Raw genomic sequence first — 21,752 nt, 5'->3', positions numbered from 1 at the left:
ACTCCGGCTGCCACTACAGGAGGATGATCCAGCTTGCTCATTGTGATCTTCATATTGCCCTCTTTCAGAGTAAATTCTGTCAGAGAAGAATTTTCGATTATTTTTACCAGTCCTTCAATTTTTTCTAAATCCATTCGTATCTCTCCTTTTCTGCTGCATTTTCTATTGATACCTGAAGGTACAGACTGCTGCTCTCACAGCACTGTCCTGTACAAAACTTTATTCGAATAATTTCCTCAGTCTTTTTGCAACCAGTCTGCAGTCCAGAACCTCTTTGCAGGGCTGATGTATGATCTTTCTCATGGCATCCAGCTCTTCGATTTCTTTCAGATAAAGAGCCTGGGCTTCCTGCACGGAAATTGCGCGGAACCGGAGCTTCTGGTCTGTTTTTCTCTGGACTACTGCCGGAATATCTACAGACGCCACTGTGGCGATCTTTCCGTATCCTCCTGTTGTCTGTCTGTCAGAAAGAAGAATGATCGGTTTTCCGTGAGAGGGAACCTGCACAGAGCCAAAAGCAATTCCGTCAGAAATGATATCTGAGGTTTCCTTTGGAGCGATAAACGGCCCCTCCAGTCTGCATCCCATTCTGTCAAAATCACTTGTTACTGTATACTCGCTGCCGAGAAATGTCTCGATTCCCTGTCTGCTGAAAAGCTCTTCCTGAGGTCCCATGACCACGCGGATCTCTGCCTGATCCTGATCAAAGTTTTCCGGCTCCAGCTTTCTGGAAAGGAAAAACGGAAGATATCTTCTCTTTATACGGAAATTCATATAATCTCCCGCCTGAAGCTTCCTTCCCTTAAAGCCTCCGATTCCGCTTTTCATATTGGTGCATCGGCTTCCCATAACCACCGGAATATCCAGATAACTGGAAAAGGCAATATATCCTCTACTTCCGGTTCTTGCGCTTCCGAATTTCAGAATATCTCCCTTATTCATATAGAGAGCCGTGTACATAGGTACCGGTTCTCCATTGACCTGAGGCTGAAAATCTCCTCCGGTAATGGCAATAATGGTTGCTGATGTAAATTCCAGTGTGGGACCGATCAGCGTCATTTCCAGTACTGCCTCGTTTTCCGGATTGTCCAGAAGAAGATTGGCGATTTTAAAGGAACGCACATCCATGACGCCTGCCACGGAAAATCCCTGACTCTGATATCCGGTACGGCCAAGATCCTGAACTGTTGTCATCATTCCGCCTTTTAATACACGAATTCCCATTTTACACCTCTTCCTCGTGGATCACGCACTGATATTCTCCGCGTTCCACAGCATCCTTGATACGCAGATATTCTTCCTCGTCCACCGGGACAAACCTGATATAATCTCCGGCTTCTACCAGAATAGGTACTTCCCGGTCCGGATCATAGGTTTTTACCGGAGTCATGCCCATAAGCTGCCAGCCTCCCGGAGAGTCCAGTGGATAAATGCCTGTCTGAGAACCTCCGATTCCCACACTGCCTGCGCTGATCCGTATTCTCGGATTGGCAAGTCTGGGGGTATGGAGCCGTTCATCCAGTCCGCCCAGATAGGTAAAGCCCGGCAAAAAGCCCAGCATATAGATCAGATAGTCTTTTGAGGAATGAATGCGGATCACCTCTTCCTCTGTCAGACCTGCATGCTCTGCAATGTTCGCAATATCCGGTCCGTATTCACCGCCATAGCATACCGGGATCTCAAAAATCCTTTTGCGGGTCTCTCCGGCTTTTACTTCCACCTTTACCAGCGCCTGCATTCTTTCGCGGATCTCCTCATAGGAGATCACTCGGGGGTCATAATTGATCAGAAGAGAACAGAATGCAGGGATCATGTCCACCACGCCCTCAATATGCTGTTCCTTCATAAGCTGAATAGTAGCAGAAATCTTCCTGTTGATCTCCGGACTGATCTCCTTTCCGAATTCAATCAAAATAGAAGAATCCCCTGCTGTTAAAATTCTGATATTCTGCATGTTTTTCTCCTTGATTCATAAATATCAGAAAAAGGTGTAAGCCTCTGTGACCACACCTTTCCCCGTTCTCACTATGCTCAGAATAAACTTCCCAGATTTGATACAAAGGTTGTGATTCCAAGATAAGCAGAAATAATAACTACAATAATTCCAAGTACCAGAAGCCATGTGGGATGATGATAATTTTCTCCCATAATAGCTTTTTTCTTTGATGCGATCAGACAGATTCCCAGAGTGATCGGAAGGATCAGTCCGTTCAGAGCGCCTGCAACAACAAGAAGAGTTGCCGGATTTCCAAGAATCAGCATGATCAGTGTAGATGCTGCGATAAAACCGATAATTACGCCATTCTCGTGCTTTTCAATAGCCGGATGGAAGGTCTTTAAAAAGGATACGGAAGTATAGGCTGCACCGATGATCGAAGTGATTGCCGCACACAAAAGAACAAGTCCTGCGAAACGGTATCCGATCTCTCCCGCGCCCTTTCTGAATGCATCTGCTGCCGGGTTGGCAGGATCAAGAGCCACACCCTTTACTACTACGCCAAGCACTGCCAGGAACAGGAAAATACGTACGATCGTTGCAATACCGATTCCCATTACAGAGCTTTTGTTGATCTCTTTTAAATTCTTTTCACCGGTAATACCTGCATCGATCAGACGGTGAGCTCCGGCAAAGGTAATATATCCTCCCACAGTTCCGCCCAGAAGCGTGATAATAGCAGGCACAAGAGCCTGAACGCCTGCATCCGGAACAAAGGTATTCTTAATGGCTGAACCTACCGGCGGCTTTACAACTACGATCACAATAAAAATAACCACGATCATGATCGCTCCGAGAACCTTTGTCAGTGTGTCCATGGCGCCCTTTGCATTTCTGGAAAGAAATACCAGGATTGCCAGTACTCCGGCAAGTACATATCCCACCTTGGTCGGAATTCCCAGAAGGGTATTAAAGCCCAGCGCACCTCCGCCAACGTTGCCGATATTAAATACCAGACCGCCTAAGACCACCATAAAAGCTACCAGATATCCAAGTCCCGGAAGCACTTTATTTGCAACCTCCTGTCCTCTCAGTCCTGTCACGCACAGTACTCTCCAGATATTCATCTGCGCCACTGCTGACAGTAGAATGGAGATCAGGATTACAAATCCGAAGCTTGCCTGAAAATCACTGGTGAATTTAGATGTCTGAGTGAGAAATCCAGGTCCGATCGCTGAGGTTGCCATCAGAAAGGCTGCACCCAGAAGCGCACCTCCGTTCTTCTTTTTTTCGCTCATGCTCTTTCCTCCTTTTCGTTTTTGATAGAAAAAGACACTCTGCGTTGCGCAGAGTGCCTGCTTCAAACTCTTTGTTTATTATATCATAATTTACAGTATCCAACAAGAATTTTTTGATTAACCCACAAGCGGATATTTATCTGTCAGTGTTTTTACAAGGGCCTTTGCCTGTTCTCTGTTATCACGGCTTTTCAGCATCAGAGAAATGGCTTCTGCGATCACATCCATATCTTCCGGCTTCATTCCTCTGGAGGTTACTGCCGGTGTTCCCAGACGTACGCCGCTTGTTACAAACGGAGACTGAGGATCATTTGGAATGGTGTTTTTATTGCAGGTAATGTTTGCCTCGTCAAGAAGATTTTCCATTTCTTTTCCTGTTACCCCAAGGTTTTTCAGATCTACCAGCATCAGATGATTATCGGTTCCTCCGGATACAATATCAACGCCTCTGTTCTGAAGTCCTTTGCAGAGCGCCTGAGCATTTTCCACTACCATGCGGGCATACTCTTTAAATTCCGGCTGCAGAGCTTCTTTCAGGCATACCGCCTTGGCAGCGATCACATGCATCAGAGGGCCTCCCTGGATTCCCGGGAAAACAGCTTTGTTAAAATTAAATTTCTTTGCATTTTCTGCGCTGCTCATGATCAGTCCGCCTCTTGGGCCTCTCAGTGTCTTATGTGTGGTTGTTGTTACAACGTCAGCATAAGGGACAGGGCTTGGATGCTGTCCGCCTGCCACAAGACCGGCAATATGAGCCATATCCACCATAAGATATGCTCCCGCCTCGTCTGCAATCTCACGGAACTTCTTAAAATCAATGGTGCGGGCATAGGCGCTGGCACCTGCGACGATCATTTTGGGCTTACATTCCAGCGCAATCCTGCGAACCTCGTCATAGTCCAGGATGCCGTCATCATTTACTCCATAGGAAACCGCATGGAAATAAGTACCTGACATATTTGCCGGACTTCCATGTGTCAGATGGCCTCCGTGGGCAAGATCCATGCCCAGCACGGTATCCCCCGGCTTCAGCATTGCAAAAAATACTGCCATGTTTGCCTGGGCTCCGGAATGAGGCTGAACATTTACATATTCGCAGCCAAAAAGCTCTTTCGCCCTGTCGATCGCAAGCTGCTCGACTTCATCCACACAGGCGCACCCGCCGTAAAATCGTTTGCCCGGATATCCCTCTGCATATTTATTTGTCAGCGGACTTCCCATTGCTGCCATAACAGCCCTGCTCACCCAGTTTTCGGATGCTATCAGCTCGATATGAGAATTCTGACGCTGCACCTCCGCCTGGATCAGATCCGCGATCTCTTTATCTGTCTGCTGAATTTCTTCTAATGAATACATGCTCATCCTCCTTGTAAATATCTTTCTCCGTAACGAAACGTCCATGTCTGCTTCAGACTCTCTGAATCCCTCAGACCTTCCGTGCTTAAAACTGTTACTGCTCTCCGCAACACTAGAATTGATTATACCTGAACCCCCTATCTATGTCAACGAGAAAAAGACATTTGTCCGTCATACAAAAATTTTTGTATTCTTTTTCAATTTTATTAAGTTTTTTTTGACTATTTATGATATCTTTTTTATAATAGAGTGAAGTATTAACATAAAAGGAGCATTTGCTATGAGAGGCTTTGAATATTACACCCCCACAAGGGTGATTTTTGGAAAAGATACACACATGAAGGTCGGCGAACTTCTGAAAGAATACGGCTGCAAAAAAGTTCTGATCCATTACGGCAGCGGAAGCGCTGTTTCTTCCGGACTTCTGGATCAGATCAAATCCAGCCTTGCCGAAGCCGGGGTGGATTTTGTCACGCTGGGAGGCGTTGTGTCCAATCCCAGACTCAGCAAGGTTTGCGAAGGAATTGAACTGTGTAAAAAAGAGCAGGTGGATTTTCTTCTTGCCGTAGGAGGCGGAAGCGTCATTGATTCCTGCAAGGCTATCGGCTACGGCGTTGCCAACCCCTGGACAGATGTATGGAATTTCTTCCTGAAAACAGAAGTGCCCAAAGACTGCCTTCCCATTGGCGCCATTCCCACTATTGCCGCATCAGGAAGTGAAATGAGCGGTTCCTGTGTGATCACCAACGAGGACGGATGGCTGAAGCGGGGAAGCACCAGAAGCGATCTCTGCCGTCCGAAATTCGCTCTTTTAAATCCCAGACTTACTTATACACTGCCCCAGTACCAGACTGAGAGCGGATGTGTGGATATTCTCATGCATACCATGGAACGATACTTTGTCAACCTGGAAACTATGGAGATCACTGACAGCATCAGCGAGTCCCTGATGCAGACTGTGATCTACAATGCCAGAATACTTATGAAAGAGCCGGGCAACTACAATGCAAGGGCCGAAGTGATGTGGGCCGGAAGCCTGTCCCACAACGGGCTTACAGGCTGCGGAACAGGTGGCGGCGACTGGGCCTGCCATCAGCTTGAGCATGAGCTGGGCGGTCTGTATGATGTGGCGCACGGCGCCGGACTTGCCGCTATCTGGGGAAGCTGGGCACGATATGTATATCTGGAAAACCCGGAGCGCTTCGCCCAGTTTGCAACAAATGTATTTGATATTCCCTGCTATGTGGATTTTGAAAAAACAGCGCTGGCCGGCATTGAAGCCATGGAAGATTTTTTCCGCTCCATAAAAATGCCCACCAGCCTCCGGGAGCTCGGTCTTGATCTGAGTGAAAAACAGATTCATGAGCTTGCCTTTAAATGCAGTTTTGAAGACACCCGTACCATCGGCGTCTTCAAACAGCTGAATATGAAAGACATGGAAAAAATCTATCTTATGGCCCGCTGACCCTTCCGGTCTGCCTACCTGATAACTGTCTTTTCTATCGAAATAAAGTTTTTGTCAGTATCCTGAAATTTCACCGCAGATTCCTGATCTGTTTCAGAAATAAAGGTGAATTTCAGGATTCTTTTTTATTTATGCAGAACAGCACTTTCAGAGATTAGAAAACTTAATCAGCCGGAAGCACACCTGTTCTCTTACAGAGAAATACGTCTCTCCTTTCCGTCATATACAAAACGTTTCTCCACCTTATCTCCTTCCAGGATCACGCGGCATTCACGTCCCTTCAGCCCCTGTGCAAAGGTATGCTCTGCTGCGCCGATTGTCAGGCAGCACTCATCATCCTTCCAGGTAAGAGAAATCTGGTTATATTTGCCCTGCTCATATGCATATCCGTCTCCGTCATCCTCATACAGAACAAAGCTTCCGTCAGCGCCCGGATAAATATGGATCTCAAAGGGTGTATCCACCGCCTCGTCCGCATAGCGCATTTTCTGCTCCATGGGAATGACAGCTCCGGCCTTTACAAATACCGGAATATGGTCAAGGGAAGCGTCCGCTTCCACCTCTGTGCCCCCCTCATATTCTTTCAGCGTATGGAAATCATACCATTTCGTTCCCGCCGGAAGATAGCAGTTCCAGAGCTTCTCACGGTCAATGGCGCGGCTTTCCCTCTCATAATACATAGGTTCTGTTACCGGGCATACCAGAAGGCTGTCGCCAAACATATACTCATCTCCCAGCGCCGCTGCGCGTTTATCCTGTGCAAAATCAAAAAGCAGGCTTCTCATCATTGTATAATCATCTGTCCAGATTCTTGCTGCATTGGAGTAAATATAAGGCATCAGTCTGTATCTCAGCTCAATATTCTTTACAAGCGCATCATAGAAAGGCTCGCCTGGCCTGCCGAAATTCCACACCTCCCTGGGGGTATCCGTGCCGTGTGAACGGAACATGGGAAGAAAAACTCCCTGCTCAAACCAGCGCACATACAGTTCTCTGTAACCGTAATCCTCCACACCTTCCTCGTAATCCCCTCTCCAGAACCACTTTGGCGTTGGATCCTTGCTGCAGGAGCAGCCTCTGTGCTGCCAGTTTTCGTTTACGGTAAAGAAACCGCCGATATCAAGGGTCCAGTAGGGCATACCGCTCATACACATATTCAGCCCCTCATGGATCTGTTTTTTCATGGTATCCCAGGAGGCAAAAATATCTCCTGACCACAGGACAGTTCCAAATTTCTGACTGGATGCATAACCGGAGCGCGTCAGGTTCAGAACACGTTTGTCCGGATTGGACTTTCTCTGATTTTCATAAATCCCCTGAGCATGTGCAGCCGCATAAAGGTTTGCCCTCTCTGCCCCAAGGAACCTGCGGTGCTCGTCTCCTACCAGGCGGAAGCGCTCCCATGGCTCTCTTTTAAACTCACCATTCCAGTCCGGACCGGAAAAGGGCTCTGTAGAATCACACCACCAGGAATCAAAGCCGCCGGAAAACAGCTCCTTCTCCGCCTGTTTCCAGTAAAGTTCTCTTGCTTCCTCAGAAAAAGCATTGTAGGTGGCATAATCATAAAAAAGATGTCCTGCCGCCTTCATCTCCTCGTAATCCTCTGTTCCGGAATTCATATTCGGCCATACCGATACCATGGAATGTACATGCATATCGTGAAGCTTCTGATTCATTTCTGTCAGGCTTGGATAGCGTTCTCTGTCCACACGCTTGTTTCCCCATTTGCCTGGCTCCCAGGTATTCCAGTCCTGTACCACACAGTCCAGAGGAATGTCAAGATCACGGTATTTCTTTGCAATGCCAACTACCTCGTCCTGAGTTTTGTAGGCTTCTTTGGACTGCACATAGCCAAAGGACCATTTTGGCAGCATCACGGCCCGGCCTGTAAGAAGACGGAAGCCTTTGATGATCTCATCCAGGTTTTCTCCTCTGATAAAATAATAATCCAGCTGCTCGATCATATCCAGATACAGCCAGGAGCCTCTGCAGTCGTCGTTAAAGGTCATCAGGGAGCCGCAGTCCACCAGGATTCCATATCCCCTGTCCGATATCAGGAAGGGGATCGGGATGCGCATATTATGCTGATAAAGGTACTGAACATTTCCACGATAATCGTAAATGCCTTCCTCCCCCTGTCCAAGGCCGTGAATGTGCTCGTCCGGCTGCCAGCAGAAATTCAGTTTTCCGTGAAAGGCCATGTGATCCTCCACAGCCTTCAGATTCTGCACAAAATTCCTCTCGCCGTCTACGGTCTGAACTCTTTTGATAACAGGCTCCTCACCCCCTGTAGAATATACCATAAGAGGAGCCTCTGTCAGTTCCTTGCGGCCCTCCTTCAAAAGTACACGGCCGTCATCAGCATTCCGCCATACAAAGCCTCCGTTTTTGCTGTCAGCCTCCAGAACCACTCTCTCTGTCCGGAAAACAGTTTTTTCTCCGTCCTCACTGACACTAAAAGAGCTTTCCGGACATACCTTAATGCCAACAGGTGACTTTTGCTCCCAGTTCTCTCTTTTTGTGTAAGAACATCTGATAATATTGTCACGTACTGCCTGAACCCTGCAGTTTCCGTCCTTTAATCGAAATTCCCATTCATGTTTCTGCATAATACCCATAATACTTCTCCTTTATTTTCAGATTAAGCAGAAAAAGGGCATCAGCCCTTTACTGCTCCGGCGGTCTGTCCGCCTACGATATGCTTCTGGCACACCAGATACATAATGATAACCGGCAGACAGGTCAGAAGAATGTCCGCACAGATCAGGTTCCAGCTCTTTGAATACTGTCCGAAGAAATTGTATACAGCCAGTGTCATGGGCCATTTTTCGGAAGAATTCAGGAAATACAGAGGCATTACGAACTCATTCCATGTATTCAGGAAGCAGAGAACTGCCGCTGTCACCATACTTGATTTCATCATCGGCATGACAATATTAAAGAAAAGTCTCCAGGGTCCGCAGCCGTCCAGCACTGCCGCCTCATCCAGATCCACCGGAACCTTTGACACAAAGCCGTACAAAAGGAATACAGAAAACGGAAGCTGCATTGCCACATACAGAAGAATGATACCCAGCCTTGTATCATTTAACTGTGTCACCTGCATCACTTTCATCAGAGATACATAGTTAATGGGGATTACAATACCCAGAACCATGTACATATACAGTCTGTTGTCAGCTTTTCCCCGTCTTCTGGCAAGTACATAGGCTGCCATGGATGCAAGGATTACAGTAATGACCGTTGCGCAGCCTGCATACAGAAGACTGTTCAGGAAGCTGGTTCCCAGCTTTCCTTTTTCAATCACAACTGCAAAATTACTGAACTCCCAAATCTTTGGAAGCGTCAGAGACAAGGTAAGGGCCTCAGAATCCGGTTTAAATGCATTGATCACGATCAGAAGAAGAGGGATCAGCATGATCAGGGAAAAAATCCATGCAAGGATATTTTTTAATATTGTCAGAATGGTTTTCTTGGTTTTCGCATTCATTACTCGATCACCTCATCTTTCGTCAGAATCTTAATCATAAAGTAGCCTACGATCACCATAAAAATGAACATAACGGAACTGATAGTGGTGCCCTGTGCATACAGGCCCTGGGAAAACTGCTTAAATACTGCAGTGTACATAACCTCTGTTCTGTGTCCCGGTCCTCCGTTTGTCAGCGCATGAGGCAACGTCTGCTCTTGATGTTTCTGTTCAGCAAACAATTATTGAACTGATTACAAAGCTTCAAAAAGAAAAAAATATTACCATTGGCTTTATCTGCCACGATATTGCACTTGTTCAGTCTGTATCTCACCAGATTGCAGTTATGTATCTTGGAAATCTTGTGGAAGTTATACATGGAAGAGAACTTTTAGCAAAAGCAGTACACCCTTATACAAAAGCTTTAATGGATTCCATTTTTGATATAAATATGGATTTTTCAAATCCCATAGAAAGCATTAATGGCGAAACACCAAGCCCTCTGGACCTGCCAGAAGGCTGCCCTTTTCAGGGAAGATGTCCCCACTGCATGGATATTTGTAAGAAAGAAAATCCTGCCCTGATAGAAATAGAAACAGATCATAATGTTGCCTGCCATTTATTCAAAAAAAGCAAAGGATAGATTCTATGAAAAAAAATGATCTGATCCATGGAAATATTGCCAAAGCTCTGCTGCTGTTTGTCCTGCCTCTTATAGCCGGAAGTCTGATCCAACAGCTTTACACAACAGCAGACGCTATTATAGTAGGTCAGTTTACCGGAAAGAATGGTCTTGCTGCCATTGATTCAGTACATACACTATTCAAATTTCCAATTAATTTTATGAATGGTCTTGCTGCTGGTGCAACAATCATCATTTCCAGATATTTTGGTGCAAAGGACAAAAAAGTTTATATTGCGCTGTACATACCGCACTTTTAACTGCAGTACTTCTTGGAATCATCTGTACACTATGCGGAGTATATTTTACTCCACGCCTGCTTGACATTATGTCTGTTCCAACTGATATTTATCATGATGCCCAGATTTACTGTCAAATTTATTTTTCTGGATTATGGGCAATGATTCTTTATAATATGACGGCCGGAATTTTGCGCGCATTTGGAGATTCCAAACGGCCACTGTACGTTCTTATTTTATCCAGTATAATAAATATTGCCGGAGATTTCCTTCTGGTTGGTGTTTTTAGTACAGGCGTGTGGGGTGCTGCTGCAGCAACTGTCCTTTCTCAGGTTATCAGCGCATTTGTGGTATATGGTATTTTGAAAAAATCTGATTTCATAGAAAAAAAATCAGCATATTTAATCATGGAATCTGCCGCAAGCATATGAAAATGATGCTACAAAAAGGATTTCCGCTTGCGCTTCAGTCTATGCTGTTTCCTGTTGCAAACTCTATTATACAGGCAAGCGTAAACACAATGGGAACGGACAGTATTGCTGCATGGGGAATTTGCGACAAACTTGATATGATTATCTGGCTGATTGCTGATTCTATGGGGCCAGCTATGACTACATATGCAGCGCAGAATATAGGTGCTGGCAAGGTTGACCGAGTAAAAAAGGTACTTTTACGGGTGCAGGATTGTCTATTATTTCTGTTGGTATTACAAGTTTCTTTTTATATTTTGGTTCAGGAATTCTGGGTCCATTATTTATCGCGGAAAAAGATGTTCCTGCCCTTATTCCTCTGGTTATAAAATATATGCAGATGATGGCTCCATTTTTTATCTTCTATGCAATTGCAGAAGCATTTTCCGGTGCCTGCTGTGGGATTGGGGAAACACTAACACCCATGATTACAACCCTGCTTACAATTTGTCTTCTTCGAATTATCGGTATTTGGACTGTTTTACCCAAGTTTAATACAATGGAGACTATTGTCTGGATTTACATTGTCTCCTGGATAGTATCAGGAATCGTGTTTGCATTGTTGTTTTGCATAAAATTATATAAGAAAAATCCCTAACTGCAATATTATGATATTGGGGCAGAACATAGTATTTTCTGTGTCTGCCCCTCTAAACGAAAGTTCATAATTTTATTTTCAACTGGCATTTTTCACTGTCCGATAGTCTCGAACTTCCATCAATTAGAAACGTGAAACGTCATCTGCAGCAAAAAACCGCAGCCCGGGCCGTGGAACCCTTTTGCTGCGGTTTTTCTGTGTTACAGGATATATTTTATTGGAATTCAAAAGTAAACTTTATTTATCTTCCCAGTGACTCACAGAAAGTGCCTTTGACATCGCTCCAGTTCTTTTCTGCATAATCCAGAAGATATACTGCCTGCTCCATGGACATTTCCGGGAACAGAAGGAAGAGGCTGTGAGAACCGTATTTTTTTACAAGACGGTCTACGTTTCTGATCCAGTCCTCAAACTCTCCGGAATAAACCTTTACCCAGATGGATTTTCCTGCTGCAATAGCTTTGTCATAAATCACATCCCAGTCCGGAAGAGTTCCGTCCGGGCCGGCATCGCCGCTGGTCCACTGCAGAGCATCAATTCCGTCAATTTCCATCAGAGCATCCATGTGCTTGATCGCCTGCGGTCCGTCCAGATGATAAAGAACATGATCCACATTTTCAGACTGTGTTCTCAGTGAAGGCTGGATGTATTTCCGGAAATCCTCCGGTGACATCATGGCTGAGAAATCACACTGCAGCTTCACGGTTCTTCCCGGTCCCCAGATCTGGAACACAGTGTATGCGTTGCCGCCTTCCTCGTCTTTGATGGCATCGTAGAAACAGTCATAATAATCATAGTAAACATCAGTTACTTCCTGTATACGCTCGCCTACCTTTTCCGGCTCATCCAGAAGGTCGAACAAGGTTTCCTGGGCTCCGCGAAGGGATGCCAGAACATCAATATTCTCCATCAGGTCAGGCATATCTACATAAAAATCATTTCCAGCCAGTTCACGGCAGCTTTTCACAAGATTGATATGTTTCTTAAACCATTTATTTTCCGGATCAAACTGAAGCTTCGGAACACCATCCCAGCCGTCCAGACACTTGTTAAACCATACGGTGTCTTCTTTAAAGCCGATCTCGGATCCAAGGTAGGCTGCCAGAGATCCCGGTCCAAAGTCAACATTCAGGTTCGGGAAACTCTCGCCAAGGAATGCGTGAGTGTCACAGAAGAAACGATAACGGTCTACGATTCTCTGAGGATCCTGATATTTATCCTCCATATCCTTCCACATCAGCTCATCCGGCATATTGTAGTATTTGCCCTGGCAGATCTGCCCCAGATATCCGCCGTCTACAGGAGTTCCGTCAGAATACTGTTCAATCTCCGGTCTTCTTGCGATCACGCACATCAGCGGACGGCCTGTGTTCTTGTGAGCCCAGTAATTACGGAATTTCTCTTTTGTTTCTTCCCAGTTCAGCTTATAGCCTTCTCCCGGACCGGGAAGACGTACTTTGCTGATATCTACTTTTGTTTTGTCAAAATTCACCTGAACTGCAGCTTCTTTTACAGGCGCAGCTTTCTCTTTTGATGCTGCTTCTATTTTTTCTGCCGCTCTTTTTTCTTCAAAAGCTTTCAGTTCTTCCTCAGTAAGGTCAAATTCTCCGGCTGCGACCTTTGCACAGAAACCGGAATCCGCATATTTTTTTGCCTGCTCTGCTGCAGATGCCGCATCCTCGGTATATGCGTCTGCGCCGATCTCATCAGCAAACTCCTGAGTGATCGGAGCTCCTCCTACCATAATTTTAATTCTTGGACGGAAAGGCTGCTCCAGAAGAGCTGCAACTGTGTCGCGCAGAGACGGCATGGTTGTAGTAAGAAGCGCGGATAGGGCAACGATCGTTGCATCCTTATGTTCATTTACTGTATCAATAAAGGTCTGGATGGGAACGTCCACGCCAAGATCAAGAACCTCAAATCCGGCGCTCTCAAACATCATGCCCACCAGATTTTTTCCGATGTCGTGAAGGTCGCCTGCCACAGTACCGAGAATGATCTTTCCTGCGCTTCCCGCCTCTCCTGTTGCAAGATACGGCTTCAGCACCTCAACACCGGCCTTCATAGCGCGGGCTGCAGCCAGCATCTGCGGAACAAAGATGATCTCTTTTTTGAAGTTCTCACCTACCACAGCCATAGCTCCGATCATACCGTCATTGAGAATTGCTGTAGGATCGCAGCCTGCGTCAATGGCATCCTGCACACATTTTCCGATTTCTTTGTTTTTACCGTCCTGAGTTGCCTTAAAGACTGCCAGCATCTTCTCGTCTGCCGGTGTCTGCGATGCCGCTTCTGCTTCTGACTCCTGAGGTCTGTCCTGGAATTTCCCGATATAATTCAGGCAGTATTCATCTCTTTCCAGAAGAGCGTCTGTAGCATAGATCATTCCGATCATATTTTTGTTGGTTGGATCTACGATAGCGCTATCCATACCTGCATTCATGGCAAGAACCATAAATGCCTGATTGATATTTTTTCTTACAGGCAGACCAAATGAAATGTTGGAAAGTCCGCTGGTAATATGAATTTCCGGATATTCCGCCTTGATCTGACGGCAGCAGTCTGCAAATACAGTAAGTGCAGTCTCATCTGTTGACAAAGTTACTACCAACGGGTCAATATGTAATCTTGACGGAGCAATTCCGTACTCTTTTGCCTTTTCCATGATTCCATGGAAAACCTTCATCCTGCGTTCTACAGAATCCGGGATTCCGTCATTGTCGCAGAGAAGAGCAACACATTCCCAGTCTGTATCCGCAATGACCGGGAAAATCCTGTCAATTTTGTCTCCTTCCAGGGAAACAGAGTTTACCAGTCCCGGTCTTTTACAGAACGGGATCGCTGCTACGCAGGATTTTGCACTTGGACTGTCTACACAAATCGGCGTATCTGTTACCTCCTGTACAAGATCAATCATCCATTTTAAAGTTTCTACTTCCACGTCCTCCTCAACAGAAGCACACACGTCCAGAAATGTGGCGCCCGCTTCTGCCTGTTTTCTGGCTCTCTCTTTGATAAGTTCCGCATCCTTATCTGCAATGGCCTTAGCAACTGACGGAATGGAACCGTTCAGTTTTTCTCCAATGATTATCATGGCATACCCTCCTGTATGTTATTACTGAGTTTATTTTACCCCAGGAGAGCTTGTATTTTCTTCTGCTATTTTTTTATTTATGTGTACTATTTTAATTTTCTCAGTTACATATTACAGGCATTTAAAAGAAATCCCTCTGCACTGCTGAAATTTTCAAGCTTTGTAACCAGAATATGACATATTTTTCTGACTGCAAATGATACAATACAGTTGCTGCCGAACCTCCAGCAGAAAGGAGGTGAATGCTGATGTCAGAACTTATCATGACGTTTTTTGTTTCTGTCGCAGCAGGTATAGTTAGCTACTATATCTGCAAATGGCTGGACAAAAACAACAGGCAGTAACAGCCTCAAGGTCTAAGCCTCCTTACATAAAAGGAATAGAAAACCCCGGAAGTGTAGCAGACTTCCGGGGTTTTCGTTTTCGCTAATGTCAGAATCATAACGTTTTTAGCTACTATCAGTATATGCTCCTCCTGCCTGAAAGTCAACAAAATCTCATCGACACCATTCGACAACAGTAACCCTCTGACAATATTTTATTCATTTTCATCTGCTGATGATGATACAAAACCATTTTCTGACTCTTCAGATTTTACTGCATCAAGATAAATCTCCATCATAGCCTCCTGATAGGCAGCTCTTTTCTTCTTTTTCATGCACTCCCGGATTTCCAGAAGCTCGTCTATATATACCTGTTCCAGCTTTTTAAGCCGTCTGGGATTCAGTTCCACTTCGGACAGAAACTGCAGATACCATTTTTTATCATATTTCCAGAGATGAAGACTTTCACCATATCGTTCTTTCAGCCTCTGAGCAATCAGGATACCTTCCGGGTCAAAATCCCCTGCATAAAAGAATCTGTGACTGCCCTTCAGGCTGTCCAGCAGAAGCAGAGCGGCAAGCCTTGGCTGTCCATTGATACACACAGCCGCACATTCCGGATATCGGGCTGTCAGAACAGAAAATACTGCCGGATTTTCTACTACATAAACCTGTTTCCGCTGCGCCCTGATAACCTCAATACTGCCCATGGTGTGCAGCGTCAGACGCATGGGTTCCTTCTCAAGAAAAAATCCTTCTATTCCCCTGTGAAGACTTCCATCTCTTTTCCAGCCCCGGATACCATAAGCCAGAACCTCATTAGACAAATCGTCTCTCAAAAGCCCGCACTGATAAAAAAGGCGGTTCTTTTCCTCTGCACCTGTCATTTTCTCTGAGTCTGTGTCCGACAACTGCCATGAAAAAAATGCAGTCAGTAATTTTTCGGCAGCAGTACCTGCGTCAAAATAATGAGGATTGCCTGTGACCTTTGCAGAAAATACAGGAAGCAGTTCTCTGCAGCCGTTTCCTTCTCTAAACATTTCTGTAAGTCTCTGAACTGCAGCCATAAAATTCTCCAGCACACTGCGAAATGTCTCCGGATCACCTCCATACTGCTGAATCAGAATTTCATAACCTGGAAGGTGATTTGCCAGAACCAGCTTCAGCCATACAGAAGCCGTATTTCCCTGAGATTTTTTTATAATATCATTGAAATAAAAAGCTCTTTTTTCCAGTTCCTTCTGTTTTTCTTCTTTTTTTATTACCAATGGCTGTTCAAAATATGCTTTCAGCAGCTCTTCTCCCGAAATTCCTGCAAAACGGCTGTTCTGAAGCCTTTTTTCAAACACCTGCGCAGAAATTGTCACAGTCCTGCTTTCTGTATAATCCTTTTGAAAAAAGCCACTGAGCTGAGCCTTCTCCTCCTGATCCAATCCGGTCAGCGTTATCTTACCGCCCAGATATCCCAGTCCGGCATATTTCTCTCGCCATTTTGAGAAAAACTTTTTATAAACCGGACGCTCACGAAAATATTCCAGACATTCCTTCAGGTTTTTATTTTTCTCTCCTTCTGTCATTTCCTATGACCTCTGTTCCGTACTTCCTGTTGTCATGATCTTTTTCTTTCCATTCCAGATATAGCGGATCACAGAAACAAACTTTGCATTTTCCGGTCGGATCAGCTGATAAATTGCCAGTCCCGGAACCGTATCATAATCGCCCCACAAAATCTGAGAATTGATCATAAAATTAAATTCAAATTCCACCATCAGACGGAACATATCCCGGATATTGGTTTCATCTACACCGGCAAAAGCCTCGTCAAGAGAAATCAGCCTTGGCGCATCCTCATTGGCTCCTGCATATTTTGCCACCACTGCTGAAAATAAAGGAACATACATGGACATGGCTTTTTCTCCTCCGCTGAAGGTAAAAAATACTCTGTCTGTCAGCTCCCGCTTCTTCTCTCCTGTTTTCTGGCACTCCAATTGAAATTCAAACCACTTTCTGTAGTCCAGTACCTCCCGCATAGTTGCATGGAAGGACTGAACTGCGCCGGTTTCTCCTGAAATTTTACGGGCTTCCTCAATTTTTGACCGAAAATGACGGGAAAGGCTCTCAACCTCTTCCTCCCTCATAATCTCCGCATCCTTCTGAAGCAGCTCCACCAGAGATCTGGTATCCAGCTGATCTTCTCTTTGAGCCTGCTTATTCTTCCAGCGAAGACTTAATTTCAATCCGCTTGAGGTCTGCATGGATTCCATAAGTGTATTCATTTTTTCTATCCAGCGCCTGCTTGCCTGGATCTTTATCCTGATTTTTTTACTGATTGTGTTTGCAAGTATATCCTCAAACAGCTCCCGGTCTCTTTCATTTAAAAGAGCAGACAATGATTCCGCATCTTCTGTCAATTTCCGGATCAGTTCCTTAAAAGTCACTGATATTCCCCGATATTTTGCCGAAATATCAATTCGCTTTACACTTTTTTCATAAAACAGACTGTCCTCATCCAGATCACCAAACAGAGACAACAGAGTAATCTGATAATCCAGAAGATATCCCCGGTTCTGATGATAAATCTCCTGAAGATTTCCAAACAGGTCGCTCTGTTTCTTATTTCCAAAGCCTCCTGCAAACATCCTGCACACCTTCCGCGCCTGATCATCCATATCCTCTGTAATTACAAAATTTTTTTCCACATACCCTAAATTATATTCTTTCTGGAAAATATACTGATACTTTTCCTGTTTCTTCAGAAATTCCTGTTTCTTTATACCGTTTTCCTTGATTTTTTCTTCAAGCGTCTGGATTTCACCTTCCAGGGCTTCCTGTTCCCTTACACTGTTTTCCCGTTCTTTCGGAAGCTGCAAGAGACGCTTCATGCAGAAATCCAGGCGTTCCTGTATCTGCTCATAATCCGTAAGCTCCAGCTGTTTTCTCACAGAATCCAAAAGCCCCTCCAATTCCCGTATTTTCTGCTGAATCCGAATTCTTTCATACCGTATTTCGTCCAGATCCTGTTCCAGCTCCTCCAGATACGCTTCCTGACTTTCCACAAATCGGAGACCATTCTGATAATTTCCCCATAAAACCTGGAGACTAGCCAAAAGCTCCTTATAATTTCTCAGCCCATCCAGCGTCTGTACAAACAGCTCCAGACGAGGCGTTAAATATGCTTTTGAACAAAGCTCCCTGACCTTAATCCGAATCTGATCCAGATTTTTTCTTTCTTTTTCCGTAATGATCTGCTGTTCTCCCAGCTGTCTTACCGAAATTTCCAACTTATATTCACACTCTGCCAGGGCCTTTGCCGCTGTTTTCAGATCATCCTCTTTTGGAAACTCCAACCATTCTCTCTGAAGCCTGTTCCTTCTTTCTTCATTTTGCACTATAGCTTCTTCCAGCATCCGGATTTCTTTTTCTTCCTGTTCACAAAGGACTGTCAGCTCTTCTATCTTACTTTTCCTGTATTCTTCCCGGGCACGGGCACCAATAAAACGCGCTTTATACTCCTTTGTAACCGTACCCTCCAGCACTCCAATCCGGTAATTTCCCTCTCTGTCAATCCAGGAATGACCGCTCTGCTCCTCCCGGCTTCCAAATCCTATTGCTGAAAGAATATTGGAGATGCTATGATATAAAAGAATATCCTGCTCTCCATTATCCACGTCCAGGACCTGAGTCAGATTCTCTTTCACATGGGAAACGTCACTGAAAATATATTTGTCGCAGACGCCTGGGTCCAGAGAATACACCTGTTCCCGATATTCCTCTGAGATAATCAGGGCATCCAGAACTCCCATATTCATAAGAGCCTCTTCTATGCGGTCTGCCTGTTCTCTAGTTAATCCTGTGTCAAACTCTATGATTTTATAAAACTGCTGATAGGGTATTCCCTGTTCCTTCAGTCTTCTTCGATTTTGTCTTACACATTCTGGCTGCTCCGGTTCCGGATCTTTTTTATTATTCCAGCTTTCAAGTTCTGCATTTAATTCTTCAAAGGATTCCTGTGCTTTGCCATGAGCCTGTTCCAGTTGCAGCTTTTCCCGGTTCAATTCATTTTCCTTACTGAACAGAATGCCTTTTACAGAATCACGGATTTCCAGAAAGTCCTCCCCTAATTCATACTCCTGAATTTTTCGGGTCATTTCCCTCAGTGCATCCGGTTCTGGTTTTAACTCCTGATTTTCGTGAGCCCAGATATAAATTTTTTCTGTCAGCTCTGCCTTTGTCTCCTGAAACAGTTTTTCATACTGCTGGACTGATCTTTCCGCCTGATCCCGCTGCTGCTGACAGACATCCAGCTCTTTCAGGTATCTGTCATATCGATCCTGACAGTTTTTTTCCTCCGTAAGCCCCTCTTTTCCTTCTTCCACCTTGTCTGTATATTTTTTTAATAAAGCATTGTGAGATGAAAACGAATAAGAAGGATTCCTGTCTTCCAGAAGTTCTTTCCTTAAAAAAGAAAACTCATCAAAGGGGATATCTTCCATTTCCTCTTCCATTTCATCCAGACAGCCTTCCATGTCAGCCCAGATAGTTTCATTTCTCTCATTTTCCTGTCTGAGCCTTTCCTTTGCATCCAGATGTTTTTCTTTTTTCTCCTGTTCCTGAGCCTCTTTTTTTCTCTCTTCCTTCCGCTTTTCATCCAGATCCTGCGTCAGCTTTATTTCCTGATCTTTCAGCTTTGCCGCATCACTTTCCGCAAGAGAACTGCTTTCTTCTTTTAATACCGTCTCCTCACATGCCAGAGCTTCATAATGCTGCTTCTCCTGAATCAAAAGCTTCTCCCTGTTCATAAGACTCTCTGAGAGCTCCTTTTCTGTTTTTTCACAATCCTCAAGATTTTTCAGAGCCTCCGTCAGCATCATAGCCTTGTCGTACAAGACAATCTGATTGTACTGATCATATACCTTTTCAATCTGTCTGGCAGCATTTATGCTCTCATTCAAAGAATCCAGATTTGTTTTCAGGCTGTCCATGTTTTCAATTGCTTCTGACATAGGGCGCAGATCATCTTCCGACAGAGTCTGCAGAGAACTGCTGAGGATTTCATTGATTACTGTAGGCTTAAAATCCTTTGATAATTTAGGCGTACGAAGCTGGATCAGAAGCTCCAGAAACTCCCTGTACTCCTCCTGAGTCTCAAACCCAAACAGAAGACGGTTCACACAGGCCGCATATTCTCCCTGGGTTTCCATTACCTTTCCGCCGTCGCCAATACGATTTTTCAGTTCTGCCTTTGAGCAGGTAATACGGTTGTCCACATCCTTATACAGAAAAACATCTTTTCCAACCCGTCGGTTGTCTGTAATACAAAAATACCAGGATTCCAGCTTTTTATTCTTTCTGGCGCGGATTCCTAGTCCAAGGGTCATGTATTCCTCACTTTTCATGCGTTTAAATTCCATATAAAGATAGCCGGTCCGTTCTTCCCGGTCATCACCCTCTTCCAGAAGATAATTTTCCATTTTTCTTGCCCTGGAGCCAAAGGGATCCAGACGTTCCGGTCTCATATTTCCGTCCAAAAGAAGCGGAATAAGGCTCTGCATGGTAACAGATTTTCCTGAACCATTTGCTCCCCTTAGCAGCATACGGCCGTCCAGAAAATCAAATTCTTCTTCATCATAATACCAGAAATCAATCAGCCCCACCTTGCTGATCTGCCACTTACTGTTATTCATTCTGTCCTCCTTCTAATGAGAAATCTGCCGGGTAAACTCCCATGATCTTTCCTGCTGCCTGTCTTATAACAATCTCATCCTGTTTTTCTTCTATAAGCATTAATTCTTTCATATAGTCAGCCATCTCCCGATAGATTTCTCCAAAAGTCATTTCCCGATATGTTTTATTCCAGGCTGCTCCAAATCTCTCTCTGCATTCTTCTGCAAGTCTCTGAAAGGCTTCCCTTGGAATCCTGATCTGCTCATCAAGAGGAACCTGAATTTCTCCTGTCTGAAGCTTTTCCTGCAGAATTCGGTTAAACAGAAGAACAATATCTGACAAGGTATTTTCCTCCGGAAAACATCTGCCAAGATGGCTGTTTTCATTCAGAATCAAAAACGCACTGTTTCTGTGAACCTGAAGCTCGCAGTCAAACAGCTCGGAGAGTTCTCCCTGTATCATATTTCTGTAATTTCTCACATAGGCGAAATCTTCTTCTGAATCTGAATCCTTATACATGCCCATAGACATCAAAAGTCTCCGGTAAACTCTCTGTCTCCGCACAATTCCCCTGTCCTCATTGACGTCGATCCACTCTTCCTTTTCAAAGTCCTCCGGTGAATGGTAGCCCATAATATCCTGAGTGAAATTTTTCATAAAATATCTGGAAGCACCTGTATTTTCATACAGAACCTCTCCTGTATAGTCCCGGGCAAATCCCTCTTCGCTTCCATCGTCTATATTCAGAAGCCCACAGGCAGTACAGTATTTCATCACCTTGATCATATGACGGCGGTACCGATAAACCGTCCAGTCAATCTGCTCCCCTTCATACTGACTCTGTACATACTCTGTAAGCTCAGACAGCACAAACTGTTCTTCTGCTTCCTTCTCCTCCAAAAACATAAGTACAAGGCAAAAAAACACATACTCCACAGGCTCTTTAAAGTCCAAAATCCCCATCCAGTTTTCCGGCACAGCAGGCATTTTTTCTACCTTGATCAAATAGGGATTTACAATCACCTGATACCCCAGCTTTTCTCTCAAAAATTTCTTTTCCTCACCGGAAGCCAGCTTCTCTTTTACCTGATAATAAAGTTCCCGATCTCTCGACTTCAGGATCCATCTCCGGTTCAGCAAAATCTCCAGTACATTCAT

13 protein-coding genes and 3 pseudogenes are annotated in these 21,752 nt (G+C 44.8%); 4 read left to right on the top strand and 12 right to left on the bottom strand.

Annotated features, from left to right (window positions below):
• From QVP40_RS14030 to glyA, 5 genes and pseudogenes are all read right to left on the bottom strand, one after another.
• Window positions 1-134, bottom strand: a pseudogene (locus QVP40_RS14030) (acetyl-CoA carboxylase biotin carboxyl carrier protein); the annotation flags it as partial.
• A gap of 85 nt (window positions 135-219) precedes the next feature.
• A complete protein-coding gene (locus tag QVP40_RS13665; RefSeq protein ID WP_022068921.1) occupies window positions 220-1,224 on the bottom strand; it encodes a biotin-dependent carboxyltransferase family protein in 1,005 nt (334 codons plus the stop codon).
• Between the two features lies 1 nt (window position 1,225).
• Entirely contained in the window at window positions 1,226-1,954 is a 729-nt protein-coding gene (gene pxpB, locus QVP40_RS13660; RefSeq protein ID WP_022068920.1) for a 5-oxoprolinase subunit PxpB, read from the bottom strand.
• A 77-nt stretch (window positions 1,955-2,031) separates the two neighbouring features.
• The gene (locus QVP40_RS13655) at window positions 2,032-3,234 is read right to left on the bottom strand and encodes an NRAMP family divalent metal transporter (protein ID WP_022068919.1); all 1,203 of its coding nucleotides are present in this window, start codon (window positions 3,232-3,234) and stop codon (window positions 2,032-2,034) included.
• A gap of 117 nt (window positions 3,235-3,351) precedes the next feature.
• Window positions 3,352-4,590, bottom strand: coding sequence for a serine hydroxymethyltransferase (gene glyA, locus QVP40_RS13650; protein ID WP_022068918.1), 1,239 nt, complete (start codon window positions 4,588-4,590; stop codon window positions 3,352-3,354).
• Between the two features lie 280 nt (window positions 4,591-4,870).
• Between glyA and QVP40_RS13645 the strand changes: the two genes are divergently transcribed.
• Window positions 4,871-6,055 carry an iron-containing alcohol dehydrogenase gene (locus tag QVP40_RS13645; RefSeq protein ID WP_022068917.1) on the top strand — a complete coding sequence of 395 codons (1,185 nt, stop codon included), beginning with the start codon at window positions 4,871-4,873 and terminating at the stop codon, window positions 6,053-6,055.
• 191 nt (window positions 6,056-6,246) lie between these two features.
• Here QVP40_RS13645 and QVP40_RS13640 read toward each other — a convergent pair whose 3' ends face one another.
• Genes QVP40_RS13640 through QVP40_RS13630 form a run of 3 tightly spaced genes read right to left on the bottom strand, consistent with a single transcriptional unit; the run spans window position 6,247 to window position 9,733 of the window.
• The gene (locus QVP40_RS13640; protein WP_022068916.1) at window positions 6,247-8,673 is read right to left on the bottom strand and encodes a glycoside hydrolase family 31 protein; all 2,427 of its coding nucleotides are present in this window, start codon (window positions 8,671-8,673) and stop codon (window positions 6,247-6,249) included.
• A gap of 41 nt (window positions 8,674-8,714) precedes the next feature.
• Complete coding sequence (locus QVP40_RS13635) at window positions 8,715-9,545, bottom strand: carbohydrate ABC transporter permease (RefSeq protein ID WP_022068915.1); 831 nt, start codon at window positions 9,543-9,545, stop codon at window positions 8,715-8,717.
• Window positions 9,545-9,733 (bottom strand): hypothetical protein, encoded by a 189-nt coding sequence (locus QVP40_RS13630; RefSeq protein ID WP_288200611.1) that lies wholly within the window; start codon window positions 9,731-9,733, stop codon window positions 9,545-9,547. The genes QVP40_RS13635 and QVP40_RS13630 overlap by 1 nt, the downstream gene beginning before the upstream one ends.
• A 137-nt stretch (window positions 9,734-9,870) precedes the next feature.
• Between QVP40_RS13630 and QVP40_RS13625 the strand changes: the two genes are divergently transcribed.
• The 3 genes and pseudogenes from QVP40_RS13625 (at window position 9,871) to QVP40_RS14025 (ending at window position 11,513) form a co-directional block, all read left to right on the top strand.
• The gene (locus QVP40_RS13625; protein WP_288200610.1) at window positions 9,871-10,167 is read left to right on the top strand and encodes an oligopeptide/dipeptide ABC transporter ATP-binding protein; all 297 of its coding nucleotides are present in this window, start codon (window positions 9,871-9,873) and stop codon (window positions 10,165-10,167) included.
• A 5-nt stretch (window positions 10,168-10,172) separates the two neighbouring features.
• A pseudogene (locus QVP40_RS13615) lies at window positions 10,173-10,876 on the top strand (MATE family efflux transporter).
• Window positions 10,873-11,513 (top strand): annotated as a pseudogene (locus QVP40_RS14025) (MATE family efflux transporter). Before QVP40_RS13615 ends, QVP40_RS14025 begins: the two co-directional pseudogenes overlap by 4 nt.
• Window positions 11,514-11,754: 241 nt before the next feature.
• Here QVP40_RS14025 and QVP40_RS13605 read toward each other — a convergent pair.
• From QVP40_RS13605 to QVP40_RS13585, 4 genes are all read right to left on the bottom strand, one after another.
• Window positions 11,755-14,607, bottom strand: coding sequence for a cobalamin-dependent protein (locus QVP40_RS13605; protein WP_022068910.1), 2,853 nt, complete (start codon window positions 14,605-14,607; stop codon window positions 11,755-11,757).
• A 538-nt stretch (window positions 14,608-15,145) separates the two neighbouring features.
• A complete protein-coding gene (locus QVP40_RS13595; RefSeq protein ID WP_022068909.1) occupies window positions 15,146-16,507 on the bottom strand; it encodes a TIGR02679 domain-containing protein in 1,362 nt (453 codons plus the stop codon).
• Between the two features lie 3 nt (window positions 16,508-16,510).
• Window positions 16,511-20,614, bottom strand: a complete 4,104-nt coding sequence (locus tag QVP40_RS13590) for a TIGR02680 family protein (RefSeq protein ID WP_022068908.1) — start codon at window positions 20,612-20,614, stop codon at window positions 16,511-16,513.
• Complete coding sequence (locus QVP40_RS13585; RefSeq protein WP_022068907.1) at window positions 20,607-21,752, bottom strand: TIGR02678 family protein; 1,146 nt, start codon at window positions 21,750-21,752, stop codon at window positions 20,607-20,609. The genes QVP40_RS13590 and QVP40_RS13585 overlap by 8 nt, the downstream gene beginning before the upstream one ends.

The sequence above is a fragment of the Blautia sp. CAG:257 genome, assembly GCF_000433815.1.
In the GTDB taxonomy this organism is placed as follows: Bacteria; Bacillota; Clostridia; order Lachnospirales; family Lachnospiraceae; genus Blautia_A; species Blautia_A caecimuris.
This window is presented reverse-complemented; position numbering and strand designations above follow the sequence as displayed.